Raw genomic sequence first — 19,391 nt, 5'->3', positions numbered from 1 at the left:
TGGTACGGCACTCCAAATGCGCGCCATGATGCTGGCAACGGCGGAATCCTGCACCGGGGGCTGGGTCGGAGAAGCGGTGACGGCGGTACCGGGCAGCTCCAACTGGTTCGACCGGGGCTTTATCACGTACACTAACGAGGCCAAGCAGGAGATGCTGGGTGTCTCCGCGGCAACGCTGGAGCAGCATGGTGCGGTCAGCGAACAAACCGTGCGGGAAATGGTGTCCGGAGCGCTGACCAACAGCCGCGGTCAGGCGGCGCTGGCGATCAGCGGCATCGCGGGACCGGGCGGCGGTACCCTGGAAAAGCCGGTGGGCACGGTGTGGTTTGCCTGGGGTTTTGCGAAAGGAACTGTCACCAGCGAGCGGCGGTATTTTTCCGGCGACCGCCGCGAAGTACGGCGCCAGGCGGTGGAATGCGGATTGCAGGGGCTGCTGGAACGCCTCAAGGGAGGATGCGATGGGCAAGACTGAAGTGCTGATGATGTTGCTGAAGGCCAAACAGGTGCACCTGGAGTGGCGCGCTCACGCGGAGCATCTGATCAAGGGCATGGAGTTGAGCGATGCGAAGGTGCCGGTCGATGGAAGTTGCTGTGAATTCGGCAAGTGGTTTTCCGGCCCCGGCAAATCGTGCCTGAGTTTCCTCAAACACTACGAGCTGGTACTGGAAACGCATCAGGTGATGCATGCCGTGTACCGGCAGATTCACGATCATGCCATGCAGCACAACATCAAGGAGGCTCAAGGCAGGTTGCTGGAGCTGGCTCAAGCTTCGGACGCGCTGCTCGATGCGCTCGAACTGCTTGAGCAGGAAGTGCTGGCATCGCCGGAATGCCCGGATTGACGGGCGATTCTGGCATACAAACTGGCTTTAACTTGTGCCATAATTCAACGATTGTTTTTTAGGGAATCACCATGGACGAAAACAGAAACAAGGCGCTGGCTGCTGCACTATCCCAGATCGAAAAACAGTTCGGCAAAGGCTCCATCATGCGCCTGGGCGACGGTGAAGTGGTCAAGGACATCCAGGTGGTGTCGACCGGTTCGCTGGGGCTGGATATCGCCTTGGGCGTCGGCGGCTTGCCACGTGGCCGGGTGGTGGAAATCTACGGGCCGGAATCTTCAGGCAAGACCACGCTGACCCTGCAAGTAATAGCGGAAATGCAGAAACTCGGTGGCACTGCCGCCTTTATCGACGCGGAGCATGCTCTCGATCCACAGTATGCTCAGAAGCTCGGCGTGCAAGTTTCCGATCTGCTGATTTCCCAGCCCGACACTGGCGAACAGGCGCTGGAAATCGCCGACATGCTGGTACGCTCCGGTTCGGTGGACATCGTGGTGATCGACTCGGTGGCAGCACTGACCCCCAAGGCCGAGATTGAAGGCGAAATGGGCGACTCCCACATGGGCCTGCAGGCCCGGCTGATGTCGCAGGCGCTGAGGAAGCTGACCGGCAACATCAAGCGCACCAATACCCTGGTGATTTTCATCAACCAGATTCGCATGAAAATCGGCGTCATGTTCGGCAACCCGGAAACCACTACCGGCGGCAATGCGCTCAAGTTCTACGCCTCGGTGCGCCTGGACATCCGCCGTACCGGCGCGATCAAAAAGGGCGATGAAGTGGTCGGCTCGGAAACCCGCGTCAAGGTGGTCAAGAACAAGGTGGCGCCACCCTTCAAGCAGGCCGAGTTCGACATTCTCTACGGCGAAGGCATCTCGCGCGAGGGAGAGATCATCGAGCTGGGCGTTGTGCACAAAATCGTCGAGAAATCCGGCGCCTGGTACAGCTACAAGGGCGAGAAGATCGGCCAGGGCAAGGACAACTCGCGCGAGTATCTGAAGGAGCACAAGGACATCGCCGCCGAAATCGAAGCCAAGGTGCGTGCTGCCGTCGGCGTGAGCGGCCTGCCGGCGACGGTCGATCCCGATACGGTGGATGCCTGATCTAAGTCTGCGTCAGCGGGCATTGAACTGCCTCGCTCGGCGCGAATATACCCGCGATGAGCTGTATCGCAAGCTGCTGCCTTACACCGAGGAATCGGACTCTCTCGAAGACCTGTTGGCTGATTTCAAGGCACGCGGCTGGCTATCCGAGCAGCGCTTCGTCGAGCAGGTGGTTCATGCGCGTAGCGGCCGCTATGGTAGCCGGTATATTGCCCACGAACTGAGGGAAAAAGGAGTCGCCGAAGAATTGATAGCGCAGGCTCTGCCGCAGCTGAAGGATAACGATCTGGAAACCGCCCGCACAATCTGGGCGAAAAAATTCGGCAAGCTGCCGGAGGATGCGAAGGAACGCGCGAAACAGATGCGTTTTTTGCAAAGCAGGGGGTTCGGTCTGGATGTGATCGGCAAGCTGCTGTATGGCAGCGACAGGTGAAATCTGAGACAGTTGGATTTGAAGAGGGTTGGCAATGAATAAATTGTTGTTGGGTGTAGCGTTGGCGGGTCTATTAGCATTGTCCGGCTGCGATTATTTGCCGTTCGGATTCACTCCGGTGAAGGAAATCGTGACCTCACCCGCGCAGTTCGAAGGCAAGGAAGTCAGAGTCAAGGGCAAGGTCAAAGACATTGTCAAAGTCCCGCTGGTCGACCTTAAACTGTACGTGCTGGATGACGGCAGTGGCGAGGTGACGGTTGTGGCTGGTGAGAGTCTGCCGGCAGTGAATGAAACCGTTACGGTCAAGGGTGTCGTCGAAAGCATGGCCATCATGGGTGGCGAGTCGATTGGCCTGCGTATCAAGGAAAAGAAACGGTTCTAGCGTGGCTGGCGCGTCATGCGCACATTCAAGGGTATTGTGTTTTGGGGAAGCAAGTATGAAAAGCAGCGAAATCCGCAAGAAATTCCTCGATTACTTCGCTTCCAAGGGGCATGCCGTGGTGGCGTCGAGCTCTCTGGTGCCGCACGAAGACCCGACGCTGCTGTTTACCAACGCCGGGATGAACCAGTTCAAGGACGTATTCCTCGGCTTCGACAAGCGCCCCTACACCCGAGCTGCTTCTTCGCAGAAATGCGTGCGCGCCGGCGGTAAGCACAACGACCTGGAAAACGTCGGCTACACTGCCCGTCACCATACCTTCTTCGAGATGCTGGGCAATTTCAGCTTCGGCGATTATTTCAAGCGCGAAGCGATCCAGTACGCCTGGGAACTCCTGACCGTTGTATTCAAGCTGCCTGAAGACAAGCTCTACGTTACGGTCTACGCTGAGGACGATGAAGCCTACGACATCTGGACCAAGGAGATCGGCGTGCCCGCCGGGCGCGTCATCCGCATCGGCGACAACAAGGGCGCGCGCTATGCCTCCGACAACTTTTGGATGATGGGCGATACCGGCCCGTGCGGCCCCTGCACTGAAATTTTCTACGACCACGGCGAGCACATTCCGGGCGGCCTGCCGGGCACCCCGGACGAAGACGGCGACCGTTACATCGAAATCTGGAACAACGTCTTCATGCAGTTCAACCGGGACGAACAGGGCGTCATGCACCCCCTGCCCAAGCCCAGCGTGGATACCGGCATGGGGCTGGAACGTATTTCCGCCGTGCTGCAGGGCGTGCATGCCAACTACGAGATCGACCTGTTCCAGACCCTGATCAAGGCCGCCGCACGGGAAACCCATTGCGCCGACCTCGACAGCCCTTCGCTGAAAGTGCTGGCTGACCATATCCGCGCCTGCTCCTTCCTCATTGCCGACGGCATCATCCCCGGCAACGAAGGCCGCGGCTACGTGTTGCGCCGCATTATTCGTCGCGCCATCCGGCACGGCTACAAGCTAGGCGGCCGCGCGGCTTTTTTCTATAAACTGCTGCCAGACCTGGTGGCGGAAATGGGTGATGCCTATCCGGAACTGAAGCAGAATCAGGACCGCATCAGCGAGGTGCTGAGGCTGGAGGAGGAACGTTTCTTCGCCACCATCGAGCATGGCATGGCGATCCTGGAGGCGGAACTCGGCATGATGGAGCAGTCCGGCACCGCGATATTCAATGGCGAGACCGCCTTCAAGCTGCATGATACCTACGGTTTTCCTCTCGATCTCACCGCCGACGTTTGCCGCGAACGGGGGGTGACAGTAGACAGTGTAGCCTTCGATGCTGCCATGGCGCGTCAGAAAGAGCAGGCGCGCGCTGCCGGAAAATTCAAGATGGCAGCCAACCTGGAATACGCTGGCCCGGCCACTGTTTTCCACGGCTACGAAACTCAGGAAGCCAAGGGCAACGTTCTGGCTTTGTACAAGGATGGCTCCCCGGTGAACGAGCTGGTGGAAGGCGAGATGGGCGTGGTAGTGCTGGACAACACCCCGTTCTACGCCGAGTCCGGCGGCCAGGTGGGGGATAGAGGCGCGCTGCAAAGCATGCACGGCATCTTCGCCGTGGAAGACACCCAGAAAATTCAGGCCAGCGTGTTCGGCCATCACGGCGTGGTGAAGACCGGCAAAATCAGTGTCGGCAACAACGTGACCGCCAGGGTGGACACCCAGGCGCGCGCCCGCATCATGCGCAACCACTCCGCCACCCACCTGATGCACAAAGCATTGCGCGAAGTGCTAGGTTCCCACGTGCAGCAGAAGGGTTCGCAGGTGGATCCGGACAAGACCCGCTTCGACTTTGCTCATAATGCGCCGATGAGTGCCGCGGATGTCCGCAGGGTGGAACAGATCGTCAACGCCGAGATTCTCGCCAATGCGACCACTCAGACCCGTCTCGTGCCCATCGATGAAGCGCAGACGCTGGGTGCGATGATGCTGTTCGGCGAGAAATACGGAGATGAAGTGCGAGTGCTCGACATCGGCAGCTCCCGCGAACTGTGTGGCGGCACCCATGTGGCCCGCACCGGCGATATCGGCCTGTTCAAGGTGGTGGCGGAAAGCGGAGTGGCCGCCGGGGTGCGGCGCATCGAAGCCGTCTGCGGCGATAACGCGCTGGCGCTGGTGCAGCAGCAGCAGATGCTGCTGGCGGGCGTGGCCGAGGCGCTCAAGGCCCAGCCGCAGGAAGTCGAAGCCCGTGCCGTCCAGGTTCTCGATCATGTGAAGGTGTTGGAGAAGGAACTGGCCCGGCTCAAATCCAAGCTGGCCTCCAGCCAGGGCGACGATCTTGCCGCGCAGGCGGCGGATATCCAGGGTGCCAGAGTGCTAGCAGCAGCCATCGAAGGGGGTGATGCCAAAACCTTGCGTGAAACGCTGGACAAGCTCAAGGACAAGCTCAAATCGGCGGCGATCGTGCTGGCGGCGGTGGAGGGTGGTAAGGTCACCCTGATCGCCGGCGTGACACAGGATCTGACGGCCAGGGTCAAGGCGGGGGAACTGGTCAATTTCGTCGCACAGCAGGTCGGTGGCAAGGGCGGCGGTCGGCCGGACATGGCTCAAGCTGGCGGTACCGATCCGGCCAAGCTGCCGGCAGCATTGGCTTCAGTGAGGGATTGGGTGGCCGGCCGCTTGTGAGTTGCTAGTCTTCCGCTGTTTTGTTGAGCTGGTTTGCCCAGCTCATGGCTTCGATCTGGGCTTGCATCAAGTTGCCCAGATTAAGCTGCATGTCCGCCAGCAAGCCTTCGGCGGCATCGAAATCGTTCTGCTCCATTTTCTCCACCAGCAGCAGCAGCTTTCCCAGTTTTCCTTCATGCTTCAGCAGCGCGTTTTCGACGTCGCTTGCCAGGTTGACCTGCTTGACCACTTCCTCTATCGGCATGCCAAGCAGGGTGTCGAGCAGCGACATGATGCCGGTCATGAAGGCGCGGTCGTGGAGATCCTTGTCCCGCTCAGACTGAGTCACGGCCAGCAGTTCCATCAGCTTGCCGCGGGTGGCAGCCAGTTCGAGCAGCGGGCTATGCATGTCGCCACCCTGGTTGACGAATAGCAGCAGTTGCAGCCAGCGCTGCAACTGCTGCCGCCCCAACACGACAATCGCCTGCTTGAGCGAGCTGATCTTGTAGTGCGACCCGACCGCGACCGAATTTACCAGGCGCAGCAGGTTATAGCTGAGCGACGGGTCGTGTTTGAAAGCCTGTTCGATTTCATGCGTTTCAGCATCACCCAGAATCAGCTCGAGCAACTTCAATAGCATCAGCTTGGAGGAATCGGCACGTTTGCCGCTCAGGATGACAGGGCGGGCGTAATAGTAGCCCTGGAACAGGTCGAAACCGAGGCCCTTGCATTGAATGGCCTGATCGATGTCCTCGACTTTCTCTGCCAGCAGTTTCACCGGCCAGTTCTTGAGATACTTGACGTTTATTTCGAGTCCTTCCTGTCCCATCTGCGGCAGGTCGATCTTGATTACCTCCACGATATCAAACAGCGGCTTGAATTGTGAGTCGCCGCCGAAATCGTCCAGCGCCAGGCTGAAGCCCATCGCCTTGAGTTCCTGGCAGCGGCTGATGATTTGCTCGTCGACCTGGATGGTTTCGAGCAACTCGATGACGACCTTGTCTTGCGGCAGCAGCTCGATCATGTCGGACAGCAGCAGATCAGCATTGACGTTGATGTAACCTTTCTTGTCCCCGAGCACGCTGGCGATTCCGAGTTCGCTGAAAGCGTGGGTGATGACGTGTGCTGTGGCCAGTAGGTCGTTGGTTATGTTGGCGCTGGTGCTTTGTCCCGAGGAGCGGAACAGCAGTTCGTAGGCGACGATTTGCTGGTCGCGGTCGAGGATAGGCTGGCGGCCGATAAAGATGTCATGGAGGCTGTCGGGCATATGAATGAATAATGTCCTTATCCGTTCTGTCCGTCAATCAGGTAGCAGTGTTCCGGCAGTAGCTATTTACGTTTTATGTACAGATCGGTGATGGTGCCTTCCACCATTTCCGCCGCGAAACCCAGGGTTTCCGACAGGGTCGGGTGGGGATGGATGGTCAGGCCGATATCCTGCGCATCCGCGCCCATTTCCAGCGCCAGCACAGCCTCCGCGATCAGCTCGCCGGCATTGCTGCCGACGATGCCGGCGCCGAGGATGCGGCGGGTATCCTTCTCGACGATCAGCTTGGTGATGCCCTCGTCGCGGCCGATGGATAGCGCCCGGCCACTGGCTGCCCAGGGAAACGATGCCTTCTCGTAAGCGATGCCCTGCGCCTTGGCTTCGGTCTCGGTCAGCCCCATCCACGCTATTTCCGGGTCGGTGTAGGCGACAGAGGGGATGGTGCCGGGGTCGAACGCCGCCTTGTGGCCGGCAATCACCTCGGCGGCCACCTTGCCCTCGTGCACCGCCTTGTGCGCCAGCATCGGCTGGCCGACGATGTCGCCGATGGCGAAGATGTGCGGCACATTGGTGCGTTGTTGCTTGTCCACCGGGATGAAGCCCTGTTCGTCGACCCGGATGCCGGCATGTTCGGCACCGATCAGCTTGCCGTTGGGGCTGCGACCCACCGCAACCAGCACCCGGTCGAACAGCTGCGGTGCCGGTGCGTTGTCTCCGCCGAAGGTAGCAAGGATGCCGTCTTTCTTCGCTTCCAGACCGGCCACGCTGGTGTTGAGCAGGATGGCTTCGTAGCGTTTCTCGATGCGCTTGAGCAGGGGCTTGACGATATCCGGGTCGGCACCGGGCATGAGTTGCGGGCCACGCTCAACCACGGTGATTTTTGCGCCCAGCGCATGGTAGACGGTGGCCATTTCCAGGCCGATGATGCCGCCGCCGATAACCAGCATTCTTTTTGGTACATCAGCCAGCTGAAGCGCGCCAGTCGAGTCGATCACGCGCGGGTCGACCGGGAAAGTCGGGATCTTCACCGCCTGCGATCCGGCAGCGATGATGCCGTTATCGAAGGTTATTGTGACTTCGCCTTCCGCGGTTTCGACACGGATGTGATGGGGCGCAACGAACTGGCCGACGCCGTGAATGATCCGGATGTTGCGCTGCTTCGCCAATGCGCCCAGTCCACCGGTGAGCTTGGTGACCACGCTTTCCTTCCAGGCGCGGATCTGGTCGATATCGATTTTCGGCTTGCCGAAGCTGACGCCGTGGTGGCTGATCTCTTCTGCCTCGGAGATGACCTTGGCGACATGCAGCAGCGCCTTGGAGGGAATGCAGCCGACGTTGAGGCAGACGCCGCCGAGACTCGGGTAGCGTTCGATCAGGACCACCTTCTTGCCCAGGTCGGCGGCGCGGAAGGCAGCAGTGTAGCCACCCGGACCGGCGCCCAGCACCACCACATCGGCCTGGATTTCCGCTTCGGACGGGGAAATCCCTCCCCCTTCAATGTGGGGAGCGGTCTCGGTGGCTACCTCTCCCCCCTTCACAGAAGGGGGGCTGGGGGGGATTTCAGCTTCGGCTTCCAGAGTAAGAATCAGCGATCCCTGGGAAACCTTGTCGCCCACCTTCAGCTTGAGCGACTTGACTACGCCGGCATGGGACGAGGGAATTTCCATCGTCGATTTTTCGCTTTCCAGCGCGATCAGCGAGTCGTCTTTCTGAATTTTATCACCCGGCTTCACCAGGATTTCGATGACTTCGACGTTGTTGAAGTCGCCAATGTCCGGCACGATTACTTCGATGATTTTGCTCATATTCTCTTCCGTGAGGAGTGAGGGGTCAGGAGTGAGGAGTAAAACCTCCTGGCCCAAGTTTCATCCTAGTGAGGCGGAAGCGAGAGGGAGGTTCTCCTCACTCTTCACTCCTTGCTCCTCACTCTTAAAGCAGCAGCCTGCGCACATCTGCCAGCATCTGGCTCAGGTCGGTGATGAAGCGCGCGCCCTGGGCACCGTCGATGACGCGGTGGTCGTAGGACAGCGACAGCGGCAGCATCAGGCGCGGCACGAATTCCTTGCCGTTCCACACCGGTTTCATGGTGGCGCGTGAGATGCCGAGCACCGCCACTTCAGGCAGATTGATGATGGGCGTGAAGAAGCTGCCGCCGATACCGCCCAGGCTGGAAATGCTGATGCTGCCACCCTGCATTTCGCCGGGGGTGAGTTTCTTGTCGCGCGCTTTCTGGCTGATGGTCATCAGCTCGCGCGCCAGATCCAGCACGCCTTTCTGGTCGGCGTTGCGGATCACCGGCACCACCAGCCCATCCGGCGTGTCTACCGCCATGCCGATGTGGATGTATTGCTTGAACACCAGGCTCTCGCCGTCTGCGGAGAGGGAGGTGTTGAAGTTGGGATGAGCTTTCAGCGCCGCTGCCATGGCCTTGATCAGGAAGGCCGGCAGGGTGAGGCGGACACCCTGTTTCTGAGCCTCGTCGCTCATCGCCTTGCGGAAGGCTTCCAGTTCGGTGATGTCGGCTTCCTCGTGCTGGGTGACGTGGGGCGCGGTGACCCAGTTACGGTGCAGGTTGGCGCCGGATACTTTCTTGATCTTGGTGAGTGGCCTGACTTCGATCGCGCCGAACTTGGCAAAATCCACCTGTGGCATTTCCAGTACCGACAGGCCGGTACCGCCGGCAGCACCGCCACGCGGGCGCGACAGCTCGGCTTTGACGAAGGCCTGTACGTCCTCCTTGAGGATCCGGCGTTTCGGGCCGGAGCCGTTGACCAGGGCGAGGTTAACGCCCAGTTCGCGGGCGAAGGCACGCACCGACGGGCTGCCGTGTACTTTTGTATTTTCGCCGATATCGGCGTGCGGTGCCTGGGCAACCGGTGCGGCAGGAGCGACTGGGACCACAGTTTTGACAGGCGCAATGGCCGCCGGTGCTGTGGTTGCTACAGGAGCCGCCGGCTGTGGTGCGGCGGTCGCCGGTTTTTCTGCTGCAGCCTTGCCTTCCTCTGCGACTTCCATCATCAGGATCAGGCTGCCTTCAGAAACCTTTTCGCCCACCCTGGTGCGTACAGCGGTGACCTTGCCGCTCCAGGGTGCGGGGATGTCCATGGTGGCTTTTTCACTTTCCAGCGTAATCAGCGCGTCTTCGGCCTTGACGATGTCGCCTTCCTTGACCAGAACCTCGATCACGTCGATGGAGTCGAAATTGCCGATGTCGGGAATACGGACTTCTTTTATTGTGGGCACTTGAGTTCCTCCCTAAACCGTTACGGGGTTGGGCTTGTTCGGGTCGATGCCGTATTTGGCGATCGCTTCGGCTACCTTGGCGGCGGGAATCACGCCTTCGTCGGCCAGCGCCTTGAGCGCAGCCAGCACGACATGGAAGCGGTCGACCTCGAAGAAGCGGCGCAGGTTTTCGCGGCTGTCGCTGCGGCCGAAGCCGTCGGTGCCGAGCGTCATGTAGTGGCGCGGCACGAAGGCGCGGATCTGGTCGGCGTAGGCTTTCATGTAGTCGGTGGAAGCAATCACCGGACCGGAGCCGTCCTTCAGGCATTTCTCGACGTAGGTCGTGCGCTGGGTGTGCTCCGGGTGGAGCATGTTCCAGCGTTGCACGTCGAGGCCTTCGCGGCGCAGCTCGTTGAAACTGGTGACGCTCCAGATGTCGGAGGACACGCCGAAATCAGCTTCCAGCAGATCGGCAGCCGCGATCACCTCGCGCAGTATGGTGCCGGAGCCCAGCAGTTGCACCCTCATCTTCTTCTTCGGTGCGCCGCGCTTGAGCAAATACATCCCCTTCAGAATGCCTTCCTCGGCACCCTTGGGCATGGGCGGATGAACGTAGTTTTCGTTCATGATGGTGATGTAGTAGTAGACGCTTTCCTGATCCTTGTACATCCGGCGCAAGCCGTCCTGGATGATCACCGCCAGTTCGTAGGCGTAGGTCGGGTCATAGGTGACGCAGTTGGGGATGGTCGAGGCCAGGATGTGGCTGTGGCCGTCCTCATGCTGCAGTCCTTCGCCGTTCAGGGTGGTGCGTCCCGCAGTGCCGCCCATCAGGAAGCCGCGAGCACGGGCGTCGCCCGCCGCCCAGGCGAGGTCACCGATGCGCTGGAAGCCGAACATCGAGTAGAAGGTGTAGAACGGGATCATGGCCTGGCCATGGTTGCTGTAGCTGGTGCCCGCGGCCAGCCAGGAGGAGAACGCGCCGGCCTCGTTGATGCCTTCCTCGAGGATCTGTCCGTTCTTGTCTTCCTTGTAGTACATCACCTGGTCGGCATCCTGCGGCTCGTAGAGCTGGCCGACCGATGAGTAGATGCCGAGCTGGCGGAACATGCCTTCCATGCCGAAGGTGCGCGCTTCATCCGGGATGATCGGCACGACCAGCTTGCCGATGGCCTTGTCCTTGAGCAGGGTGGAAAGCACCCGTACAAAGGCCATGGTGGTGGAAACTTCGCGGTCGCCGGTGCCGGCAAGCTGGCTTTCGAAGGCGGAGAGATCGGGCACGGCAAGCGCCTCGGCGGCTTTGCGTCGCGCTGGCAGGTAGCCGCCCAGCGCCATGCGGCGTTCCCGCAGGTACTGCATTTCCGGGCTGTTTTCGGCCGGCTTGTAGAAAGGCACCTCGGCGATTTTGTCGTCGGGGATGGGGATGTTGAAACGGTCGCAGAACTGCTTGAGCGACGCTTCGGACATCTTCTTCGCCTGGTGAGTGATGTTCTGGCCCTCGCCGGACATGCCCATGCCGTAGCCCTTTACCGTCTTCGCCAGGATCACGGTCGGTTGTCCAGTGTGCTGCATCGCCGCGGAGTAGGCGGCATAGACCTTGAGAGGATCGTGGCCGCCGCGGTTGAGGCGCCAGATGTCCTCATCCGACATGTGGGCGACCATTTCCAGTAGCTCGGGATATTTGCCGAAGAAATGCTGGCGCACGTAGGCGCCATCCTTGGATTTGTAGTTCTGGTAGTCGCCGTCGACGCATTCTTCCATGCGTTTCTTCAGCAGACCTTTCTTGTCCATCGCCAGGAGCGAGTCCCAGTGACGGCCCCAGACCACCTTGATGACGTTCCAGCCAGCGCCGCGAAAACCTGCTTCCAGCTCCTGGATGACCTTGCCATTACCTCGCACCGGACCGTCCAGTCGTTGCAGGTTGCAGTTGATGACGAACACCAGGTTGTCGAGTTTCTCGCGCGAAGCGAGGTTGATCGCCCCCATGGATTCCGGTTCGTCGGTCTCGCCGTCGCCGAGAAAGGCCCACACCTTGCGGCCTTCGGTTTTGACCAGGCCGCGATCCTGCAGATACTTCATGAAGCGCGCCTGATAGATCGCGGTGAGCGGCCCCAGTCCCATCGACACCGTGGGGAACTGCCAGAAATCCGGCATCAGCCAAGGATGCGGGTAGGAGGGCAAGCCCTTGCCATCCACTTCCTGGCGGAAGTTGAGCAACTGGTCTTCCGTGATCCGGCCTTCGAGGAAGGCTCGGGCGTAAATGCCGGGGGCCAGGTGACCCTGGATATACAGCAGATCGCCGCCGTGATCTTCCGTCGGGGCGCGGAAAAAATGGTTGAAGCCGACTTCGTAAAGCGTGGCAGCGGACTGGTAACTGGCGATATGGCCGCCGACTCCGGGGCTTTGCTTGTTGGCGCGCATCACCGTGGCGATGGCATTCCAGCGGATAAAGGCACGGATGCGGCGTTCCATGGCGAGGTCGCCGGGACAGCGGTCTTCCTGGTGTACCGGGATGGTGTTCAGGTATGCCGTGTTCGCGGAAAAAGGCAGGTGCGCGCCGGAACGGCGGGCCTTTTCGGTCAGTTTTTCCAGCAGAAAGTGGGCGCGCTCCGCGCCTTCCCGTTCCAGCACCGCATCGAGGGCTTCCAGCCACTCCTGCGTTTCCTGCTGATCGATGTCCGGAATTTCTGACATTTTTAATCTCCTGATTAAACAGCGTAATATTTTTTATATCAGTAAGTCTTATAGCTTTTCTTGAAATTTTTCGACTTGGTAAGTAGGTATTATCTTTTACCCGGGCTGGAAAGTGAATTAATTTTTTATTGATTGATCAACTCCGGCGATAATGTGTAAACAGTCAGGATAGTTATTTGGAGCGGAAATGATAAAGATAGTACAGAACCCATCCCCGGTATCGGGCAATGCACTTGCCAAGGCATCGCATGTGCTTTTCGTCATGCCGAAAGCGAAAAGCCTTGCCGTGACCCTGCCCGGAGTCGATACCCTGCAGGCGCGCCTGACGCGCCGCCATATGAAGCCTGACGAGTTGGCCAAGACCCCGCTGAGCGGCGACCTGGAACCGGGTGCGCTGGCGGTCTGGGTAATGCTGGATGCCAAACAGTCCACATTCGAGCGGCATACGTTGATGCGCAAGGCGCTGATGCCATTGCTGGATGAGCAACCCAAGGAAATTGCCATCGTCGTCTTCGGCGGTGCGGGGGAGCGTCGCCTGGCCGCTGAAGCGGCAATCTATGCGGCTCTGGTCAATGGCGCCGTGCTGCCGCAGCGCAAGAAAAAGGATGAGCGCCGCTCGCTGCAAAAAATTTCACTGCACGGTTACAAGGCCGAAGACGACTTCGCCCTGTTGCGCGGGCAGGCCGAAGGCAACGAGCTGGCGCGGGAACTGACCATGCTGCCCGCCAATGAGCTGACGCCGGGCCTGTACCGCGAGCGCATCCGCAAGCTGGTCAGGGAGAATGACTGGAAATGCGCTGAATACGACATGAAGAAGCTGCGCAAGATCGGGGCAGGGGCGTTCGTTGCCGTGGCTCAGGGCAGCAGCGAGGATGATGCGGCCATCGTTCACTTGCGCTACCGCCATCCGGATGCCAAAAAAACCGTTGCCCTGGTCGGCAAGGGTATCTGTTTTGATACCGGGGGGCACAACCTCAAGCCTGCCCGTTACATGCACGGCATGCACGAAGACATGAACGGCTCCGCAGTCAGCCTGGGCATACTGCTCGCGGCCACTCGCGCCAGCCTTCCGCTCAATATCGACTGCTGGCTGGCTCTGGCGCAGAACCATATCAGCCCCAAGGCCTACAAGCAGAACGATGTAGTGACCGCGCTCAACGGCACCACCATAGAAATCATCCACACCGACGCCGAAGGGCGCATGGTTCTGGCCGATACCCTGACCCTGGCGGCGCGCGAGAAGCCCGATCTGATCGTCGATTTCGCCACCCTCACCGGCAGCATGGCTACGGCGCTGGGGGCTCGCTACAGCGGTATTTTTTCCAACCGCGAAAAGTTTGTCGAGCAGGCTGTTGCGGCAGGGAAAGCTTCCGGCGAACGAGTGTGCGCCTTTCCGCTCGACGCGGATTACGAAGAGGGGCTGGAAAGCCAGATTGCCGACATCAAGCAATGCTCGATGGAAGGCGAGGCTGACCATATCCTTGCGGCGCGTTTCCTGATGCGCTTCATCGAGGACGCGCCGTGGCTGCACGTCGATCTTTCCGCCAGCAATTGCAAGGGCGGCCTGGGCGCGGTGGCGTCGGACGTCAACGGCTTTGGCGTCGGGTGGGGGATGGAACTGTTGCGCGGATTGAAATGAAAGTAGCTGGGGAGCAATTCCCCGGCAGGCGGATTATCCTGGAAACTGTAATTAACCGCAGAGGACACAGAGGAAATGGGGTTCGCAGGGATGGGCTGCCTGTTGCCCAACTCGCAAAAACAATAAGTTATGGACTTACGCCGAAGTTCCGTTCTGGTGAGTGTGCAATGACGCATAAGCATTTGAACTCCTCCGCGTCCTTTGCGCCCTCCGCGGTTCAATAGCCTTTTCTAGGTTTATTTCTTCTGCATCCCTTCGCTCTCCATCAGGAGATAGGTGTTATAGGCATTGACCCGGTTGGCGGCCTGGAATGCCGGCAACTGCTCGAACTTCTTCCAGGACGTCCTGGCATAGGCCTCTTCGAATGGTTCCATGCTGGCGACTGCCTTGCCCATGGTTTCCCGCAGGTAGCGCAGGTAGTCGCGCGTGAGGGCAAGATCCCCGGTGGCTTCCGTTGAAACCTTGCCGTGGCCCGGCACCATGGTTTTCGGCTGCAGCTTGAGCAAGCGGTCGAGCGAATTCAGCCATGCCTTGCTGTCGGCATTGCCTACGAAGGGAACGCGGCCCGTGAAAACCAGGTCGCCGGAATAAAGCACCTTGTCCTCTTTGACGATCATGGCCATATCTTCCGGCGAATGCGCCGGCCCCATGTAAACCAGATCGAAATGCAGTCCGCCCATTTCAAAACTGGTATCGCCGTCCAGCCATTTGTCCGCAGGCAGCAGGCGGGTGGTTTCGTCTATCCAGGGAAAGAGCGATTCGCGCCGCTGCGCAAGGCGGTTGGTCGCTTCATCGGATGCCAGGTATTCCCTGCCGCGCTGGTGTGCCCAGATTTCCGCGCCCAGTGCCTTGAATGCCTGAAGACCGTAGATGTGGTCGGCATGATAGTGGCTGACGATGACCAGCCGGATCGGCTGGGTGGTGATTTTTCGAATTTGCCGGATCAGTTCGGTGGCCAGCGGCGGGGAGCCCAGCGTGTCGAACACCACCACCCCGCCGGGGGTGACGACGAAGCCGGCGTTGGACATGAAGCCCTGGTTTTCGGAGGAAGCAGCGCCGGCCAATCCTTCGACATAATAAGAGTGGGGGCTCAGCTTGACCGGTTTGACTTCGACTGTGACCGGGATGTCGTCGCCCGCCAGGGTTGCTGCCGAAAAGAGAAGGAGCAGGAGAAAGGTAGTCAATCGCAGCATCGGTCTTCGCCTTGAACAAGCTTAAAGCGCGGATTGTGGCACTGCTCCGCCTGTCCGGCAATGGTACTGAAAGACCAGCTCCTAATCGATAGTCAGCACGATCTTGCCGGCGGTATGCCCTTCCTCTATCAGTCGATGTGATTCCGCCGCCTGTGCCAGCGGGAAGGTCTGGCTGACCCTGACTTTCAGTTTCCCCGCTTCGATCAGCCGCGCGCCGGCTTCGAGGATGCGGGTTTGTGCGATGCGCGCCGGAAGCAGGCCGAAATAGGCAGGGGCAAGCATCAGTTCGTAGTGAATGCTCTGGCATCTGCTGCGTGCCACCTTGACCTGTGCGGTGCTGCATTCGGGCTGTACCAGGGTGACGATTTTGCCGTAGATCCTGATGGCGGCGAAGGAGCGGCAGAAGGTCTCTCCGCCCACGGTGTCGAGTACTGCGTCGACGCCGTCGCCTTCAGTCCAGTCGAGGGCGGCCTGAATGAAATCTTCCCGGGTGTAGAGGATGGTTTTTTCGGCGCCGAGATTTTTCACCCAGGCGGCTTTTTCTTCGTTGCTGACGGTGGCGGCGACACGCAGTCCCATTTCATTCGCGAGTTGCACCGCCACATGGCCGACACCGCCGGCGGCGGCATGGATCAGCACGCTCTGACCGGCTTTGAGTTCTGCGCGGTCATGGAGCGATTCCCAGGCGGTGATCAGTACCAGCGGCACGGCGGCGGCTTCTGCCATGGATAAGTTCTTCGGCTTGGCGGCGGCATGGTCTTCATGGACGGTGGTGTACTGGGCATAATTGCCAGGCTCCCCGCCGATGCCGCCGTTGAAAAAATACACCTCATCGCCAGGCCGGAAACGCGTGACCGCGGCGCCCACGGCATCCACTACTCCGGCGCCATCGCAGCCGAGCACGGCAGGCAGCCTGTCGGGAAAATAGGTGCCGTTCTTGCGGAGCTTGGTATCGATCGGGTTCACCCCGGCGGCATGCAGGTGCACGCGCAGGTGCGACGGGCCGGGCAGTTCCGGCAGCGTCAGTTCGCCGAGTTGCAGCACCTCGGGGCCGCCTGGGGCAGTCATCAGAACGGCTTTCATGGTATCTCCTATCCCTGGCGCTTATCCCAGACAAAGCGGTTGAACCGCTGCCAGCGGTTTTGCTTGTCCGCCAGCTTGTTGGCGGGTTTCTGCGCCTGCTTGCGGCGCAGGCCTTCCTGTTTGGCGGCCAGCAGTTCGCGTAATAGGTCGTTGGCTTTCATGGCTCAAGTATATATTTTCTCGCCAGCCATTTCCTGCCTTCTTCCAGCACCAGCATGGCGAAGGCGAAGGGGATGACGAACAGCCAGACATTCAGGCCGATCGGCGCGGTGCCGAATAGCAGATTTCCCCAGGGCGTGTAGTCGATGAGCAGGATCAGCGCGATTTCGGTGGCGACGCCCCACAGGATCAGCCGATTGCCGAGCAGTCCGGCGGTGAACACCGACTCTGTGCCGCTGCGGCAGAGGAAGACGTTCATTACCTGCATTACGATGATGGCGGAGAGCGTGGCGGTGGTGGCCTGCAAATAGAGCGGATCGGCAGAGGCCAGCGGTTGCTCGTAGTACCAGCCAGTAGTGTGCAGCACGTAGAAAAAGGCCGCCATCGCCGCCGCCGCTTCCATTACTCCGAGGAACAGGTAGGCACGCACCACCAGCGGCCAGTTCAGCAGGCGTTCATGGCGCGCGCGGGGAGGCCGCTGCATCATGCCGGGGTGCGGTTTTTCCGTGCCGAGGCCGAGCGCGGGCAGCATGTCGGTGCCGAGATCCACCGCCAGGATCTGGATAATGGTCAGCGGCAGCGGAATCCTGAACAGGACGAAGGCAAGGTAGGGCACGATTTCGGGAATGTTGGAGGTGAGGATGTAGGTGAGGAACTTGCGGATGTTCTCGTACACTGCGCGGCCTTCCTCGACTGCGGCGACGATGCTGGCGAAGTTGTCGTCGAGCAGGACGATGTCGGCCGATTCGCGAGCCACGTCGGTGCCCGAGATCCCCATGGCGATGCCGATGTCGGCGTGCTTCAGGGCCGGCGCATCATTGACGCCGTCGCCGGTGACGGCAACAGTTTCGCCCTTGCGTTTCAGTGCCGTCACGATGTGCAGCTTCTGGTCGGCGCCGACCCGGGCGAAGATGATTTCCGGCGCGCTCAGTGCAAGCTGCAGCTGGATACTGGACATCCTCCGCAATTCCTCGCCATTGATTACCACCGGCGTGTCACTTCTGATCAGGCCGATTTCGCGCGCGATGGCAAGAGCGGTGTGGGGGTGGTCGCCGGTGACCATGATGACGCGGATGTCGGCATCGAAACATTTGCGGATGGCGTCCGCGACTTCAGGGCGCGGGGGGTCTTCCAGTCCGGCCAGGCCGAGCAGGATCAGGCCGCTCTCCAGGGAGCCCTTCGCTTCATGCTCCGCTACCGCGCGGCTGGCAAAGGCCAGCACGCGCAGGCCTTTGCCAGCCAGGGTTTCCTGCGCGGCGATGAAACGTGCGCGCAGTTCGGCATCGAGCGCCAGCGTCTCGCCGCCAATCCGCGCCTGGGTGCACAGCGGCAGCACGGTTTCCAGCGCGCCCTTGGTATGGAGAACGCGGCCGCCGGGTGTCTGGTTCAGGGTGGATAGCCGCTTGCGGTCGGTGTCGAACGGCACTTCATCCACCTTCGGATAGGCCGGGGATGCCGGCAGCATCTGCCGGGCCATGCGCACCAGAGCGATTTCCATCGGGTCGCCGAGCAGTTCGCCGTTCTCAGTAATCTGGAGGTTGTGGCAGAGCAGCGCGGTTTCGCAGAAGGCGCGGCTGGATTCGTCAGGTGCCAGTTCGCCGGCGTTGCTGAACCGGCCAGCGAGGAACACCTCTTTGACTGCCATCCGGTTCTGGGTGAGGGTGCCGGTCTTGTCGGTGCAGATCACGGTGGCGGAACCCAGCGTTTCCACCGCCGGCAGATGGCGCACCAGGGCGTTGCGCTTGGCCATACGCTGGGTGGCCATGGCCAGCGCCAGGGTGACGGTGGGCAGCAGGCCCTCGGGCACGTTGGCGACGATAATGCCAATGGCGAAGATCAGGCTTTCCCAGAAAGTCAGCCCGATGAACTGGCCGGCGACAAAGAAAACCACCCCGAGCAGCGTTGCCAGGGCCGCGACCAGCCGGCTCAGGCGGGCGATCTCGCGTTGCAGTGGCGACAGCGCCTCGCCCGCCGTCTGCGTGAGGTGGGCGATCTTGCCAAATTCTGTGTGCATACCGGTGGCGAACACCACCGCCCTGGCCTCGCCGGAAACCAGCGAGGTGCCTGCGAGCAGTATGTTTTTGGCATAGAGCAGGTCGTCGGCAACGGAGGGGTGAGCGTCCCGCGCCTTGGGCAGCGATTCGCCGGTGACCGTGGCATTGTTCACCCTGACGCCGAAAGCCTCGGTCAGCCGGCAGTCGGCGGGGATATTGTCGCCTTCCTGCAGGATCAGGATGTCGCCCGGCACCAGTTCGGCTGACGGGAGTTCTTTAACTGTTCCGTCGCGCATGACCTTGACCTGGTGTGGCAACAGATTTTCCAGTGCTGCCAGGGCCTGCTCGGCGCGATACTCCTGCCAGAAGGAAAACACGCCGTTGATCAGGATCACGCCTAGGATGGCCCATCCCAGCATCGCCATGCCTTGGCCGGCTTGCAGTCGTTCGGCAACGAAGGCGAGCGCGGCAGCCAGCCACAGGATCAGGGCGAAAAAATGGGTGAACTCCTTGAGGAAGCGCAGCGCCAGCGGCTCCCTCCTGACGTGCTCCACGCGGTTCGGCCCGAACTCCGTATGTCGGCGCGCGGCTTCGCGAGTGGACAGCCCTTCAGAGCAGCTGTTTAGACTCCTGATCGCTTCTTCGACAGTGAGGTGGTGGATTTTCATGGCCAAAAGCCGGTGGTGGGCACTTATGTTAAACTTAGCAGGTTGATTTCGAGAGATGA

Annotated in this window: 15 protein-coding genes; 7 read left to right on the top strand and 8 right to left on the bottom strand. The window is 60.4% G+C overall.

From position 1 onward, the window contains the following. From SCT_RS11990 to alaS, 6 genes are all read left to right on the top strand, one after another. Window positions 1–472, top strand: a 472-nt coding sequence (locus SCT_RS11990; protein WP_237759681.1) for a CinA family protein, incomplete at its 5' end; no start/stop codon positions are given. Further along, window positions 459–842, top strand: a complete 384-nt coding sequence (locus SCT_RS11985; protein WP_059423334.1) for a CZB domain-containing protein — start codon at window positions 459–461, stop codon at window positions 840–842. The genes SCT_RS11990 and SCT_RS11985, both read left to right, overlap by 14 nt. Before the next feature lie 71 nt (window positions 843–913). Further along, window positions 914–1,945 (top strand): recombinase RecA, encoded by a 1,032-nt coding sequence (gene recA, locus SCT_RS11980; RefSeq protein WP_059423333.1) that lies wholly within the window; start codon window positions 914–916, stop codon window positions 1,943–1,945. Beyond that, on the top strand, window positions 1,938–2,378 hold the full coding sequence (recX, locus tag SCT_RS11975; RefSeq protein WP_059423332.1) for a recombination regulator RecX: 441 nt from the start codon (window positions 1,938–1,940) through the stop codon (window positions 2,376–2,378). The genes recA and recX overlap by 8 nt, the downstream gene beginning before the upstream one ends. A 34-nt stretch (window positions 2,379–2,412) precedes the next feature. After that, window positions 2,413–2,760, top strand: coding sequence for a hypothetical protein (locus SCT_RS11970; RefSeq protein WP_059423330.1), 348 nt, complete (start codon window positions 2,413–2,415; stop codon window positions 2,758–2,760). Between the two features lie 55 nt (window positions 2,761–2,815). Next, window positions 2,816–5,437, top strand: a complete 2,622-nt coding sequence (gene alaS, locus SCT_RS11965; protein WP_059423328.1) for an alanine--tRNA ligase — start codon at window positions 2,816–2,818, stop codon at window positions 5,435–5,437. Between the two features lie 4 nt (window positions 5,438–5,441). On the opposite strand, the gene SCT_RS11960 is transcribed toward alaS, so the two are convergent. The 4 genes from SCT_RS11960 to aceE all read right to left on the bottom strand — a co-directional run bounded on the left by SCT_RS11960 (window position 5,442) and on the right by aceE (window position 12,596). After that, a complete protein-coding gene (locus tag SCT_RS11960; RefSeq protein WP_059423326.1) occupies window positions 5,442–6,683 on the bottom strand; it encodes an EAL and HDOD domain-containing protein in 1,242 nt (413 codons plus the stop codon). 62 nt (window positions 6,684–6,745) lie between these two features. After that, a complete protein-coding gene (gene lpdA, locus SCT_RS11955) occupies window positions 6,746–8,488 on the bottom strand; it encodes a dihydrolipoyl dehydrogenase (RefSeq protein WP_059423324.1) in 1,743 nt (580 codons plus the stop codon). Window positions 8,489–8,612: 124 nt separating this feature from the next. Then, window positions 8,613–9,926: a dihydrolipoyllysine-residue acetyltransferase gene (gene aceF, locus SCT_RS11950; RefSeq protein ID WP_059423321.1), complete on the bottom strand. Its 1,314-nt coding sequence runs from the start codon at window positions 9,924–9,926 to the stop codon at window positions 8,613–8,615. 12 nt (window positions 9,927–9,938) lie between these two features. After that, the gene (gene aceE, locus SCT_RS11945) at window positions 9,939–12,596 is read right to left on the bottom strand and encodes a pyruvate dehydrogenase (acetyl-transferring), homodimeric type (RefSeq protein ID WP_059423318.1); all 2,658 of its coding nucleotides are present in this window, start codon (window positions 12,594–12,596) and stop codon (window positions 9,939–9,941) included. A 187-nt stretch (window positions 12,597–12,783) separates the two neighbouring features. Between aceE and SCT_RS11940 the strand changes: the two genes are divergently transcribed. Then, window positions 12,784–14,235, top strand: a complete 1,452-nt coding sequence (locus SCT_RS11940; RefSeq protein WP_059423316.1) for a leucyl aminopeptidase family protein — start codon at window positions 12,784–12,786, stop codon at window positions 14,233–14,235. A 236-nt stretch (window positions 14,236–14,471) separates the two neighbouring features. Here the strand turns inward: SCT_RS11940 and SCT_RS11935 are convergent, their stop codons facing one another. The 4 genes from SCT_RS11935 to SCT_RS11925 all read right to left on the bottom strand — a co-directional run bounded on the left by SCT_RS11935 (window position 14,472) and on the right by SCT_RS11925 (window position 19,332). Then, the gene (locus SCT_RS11935) at window positions 14,472–15,428 is read right to left on the bottom strand and encodes an MBL fold metallo-hydrolase (protein WP_059423314.1); all 957 of its coding nucleotides are present in this window, start codon (window positions 15,426–15,428) and stop codon (window positions 14,472–14,474) included. A gap of 81 nt (window positions 15,429–15,509) precedes the next feature. Beyond that, the gene (locus tag SCT_RS11930) at window positions 15,510–16,511 is read right to left on the bottom strand and encodes a zinc-dependent alcohol dehydrogenase family protein (RefSeq protein ID WP_059423312.1); all 1,002 of its coding nucleotides are present in this window, start codon (window positions 16,509–16,511) and stop codon (window positions 15,510–15,512) included. A gap of 8 nt (window positions 16,512–16,519) precedes the next feature. Continuing rightward, window positions 16,520–16,672 (bottom strand): hypothetical protein, encoded by a 153-nt coding sequence (locus SCT_RS17330; RefSeq protein ID WP_159107905.1) that lies wholly within the window; start codon window positions 16,670–16,672, stop codon window positions 16,520–16,522. Continuing rightward, a complete protein-coding gene (locus tag SCT_RS11925; RefSeq protein ID WP_059423309.1) occupies window positions 16,669–19,332 on the bottom strand; it encodes a cation-transporting P-type ATPase in 2,664 nt (887 codons plus the stop codon). Before SCT_RS11925 ends, SCT_RS17330 begins: the two co-directional genes overlap by 4 nt. Between the last annotated feature and the right edge of the window lie 59 nt (window positions 19,333–19,391).

Source organism: Sulfuricella sp. T08, assembly GCF_000971475.1.
In the GTDB taxonomy this organism is placed as follows: Bacteria; Pseudomonadota; Gammaproteobacteria; order Burkholderiales; family Sulfuricellaceae; genus Sulfuricella.
Note: the sequence above shows the minus strand (reverse complement) of the source record. Positions and strands in the feature narration are given on the sequence as shown.

Coding starts and splice junctions, on each gene's coding strand:
- SCT_RS11970 (WP_059423330.1), top strand. CDS start 2,413: ATGAATAAATTGTTGTTGGGTGTAGCGTTGGCGGGTCTATTAGCATTG.
- recX (WP_059423332.1), top strand. CDS start 1,938: ATGCCTGATCTAAGTCTGCGTCAGCGGGCATTGAACTGCCTCGCTCGG.
- aceE (WP_059423318.1), bottom strand. CDS start 12,596: ATGTCAGAAATTCCGGACATCGATCAGCAGGAAACGCAGGAGTGGCTG.
- alaS (WP_059423328.1), top strand. CDS start 2,816: ATGAAAAGCAGCGAAATCCGCAAGAAATTCCTCGATTACTTCGCTTCC.
- SCT_RS17330 (WP_159107905.1), bottom strand. CDS start 16,672: ATGAAAGCCAACGACCTATTACGCGAACTGCTGGCCGCCAAACAGGAA.
- SCT_RS11925 (WP_059423309.1), bottom strand. CDS start 19,332: ATGAAAATCCACCACCTCACTGTCGAAGAAGCGATCAGGAGTCTAAAC.
- SCT_RS11940 (WP_059423316.1), top strand. CDS start 12,784: ATGATAAAGATAGTACAGAACCCATCCCCGGTATCGGGCAATGCACTT.
- lpdA (WP_059423324.1), bottom strand. CDS start 8,488: ATGAGCAAAATCATCGAAGTAATCGTGCCGGACATTGGCGACTTCAAC.
- SCT_RS11930 (WP_059423312.1), bottom strand. CDS start 16,511: ATGAAAGCCGTTCTGATGACTGCCCCAGGCGGCCCCGAGGTGCTGCAA.
- SCT_RS11935 (WP_059423314.1), bottom strand. CDS start 15,428: ATGCTGCGATTGACTACCTTTCTCCTGCTCCTTCTCTTTTCGGCAGCA.
- SCT_RS11960 (WP_059423326.1), bottom strand. CDS start 6,683: ATGCCCGACAGCCTCCATGACATCTTTATCGGCCGCCAGCCTATCCTC.
- SCT_RS11985 (WP_059423334.1), top strand. CDS start 459: ATGGGCAAGACTGAAGTGCTGATGATGTTGCTGAAGGCCAAACAGGTG.
- recA (WP_059423333.1), top strand. CDS start 914: ATGGACGAAAACAGAAACAAGGCGCTGGCTGCTGCACTATCCCAGATC.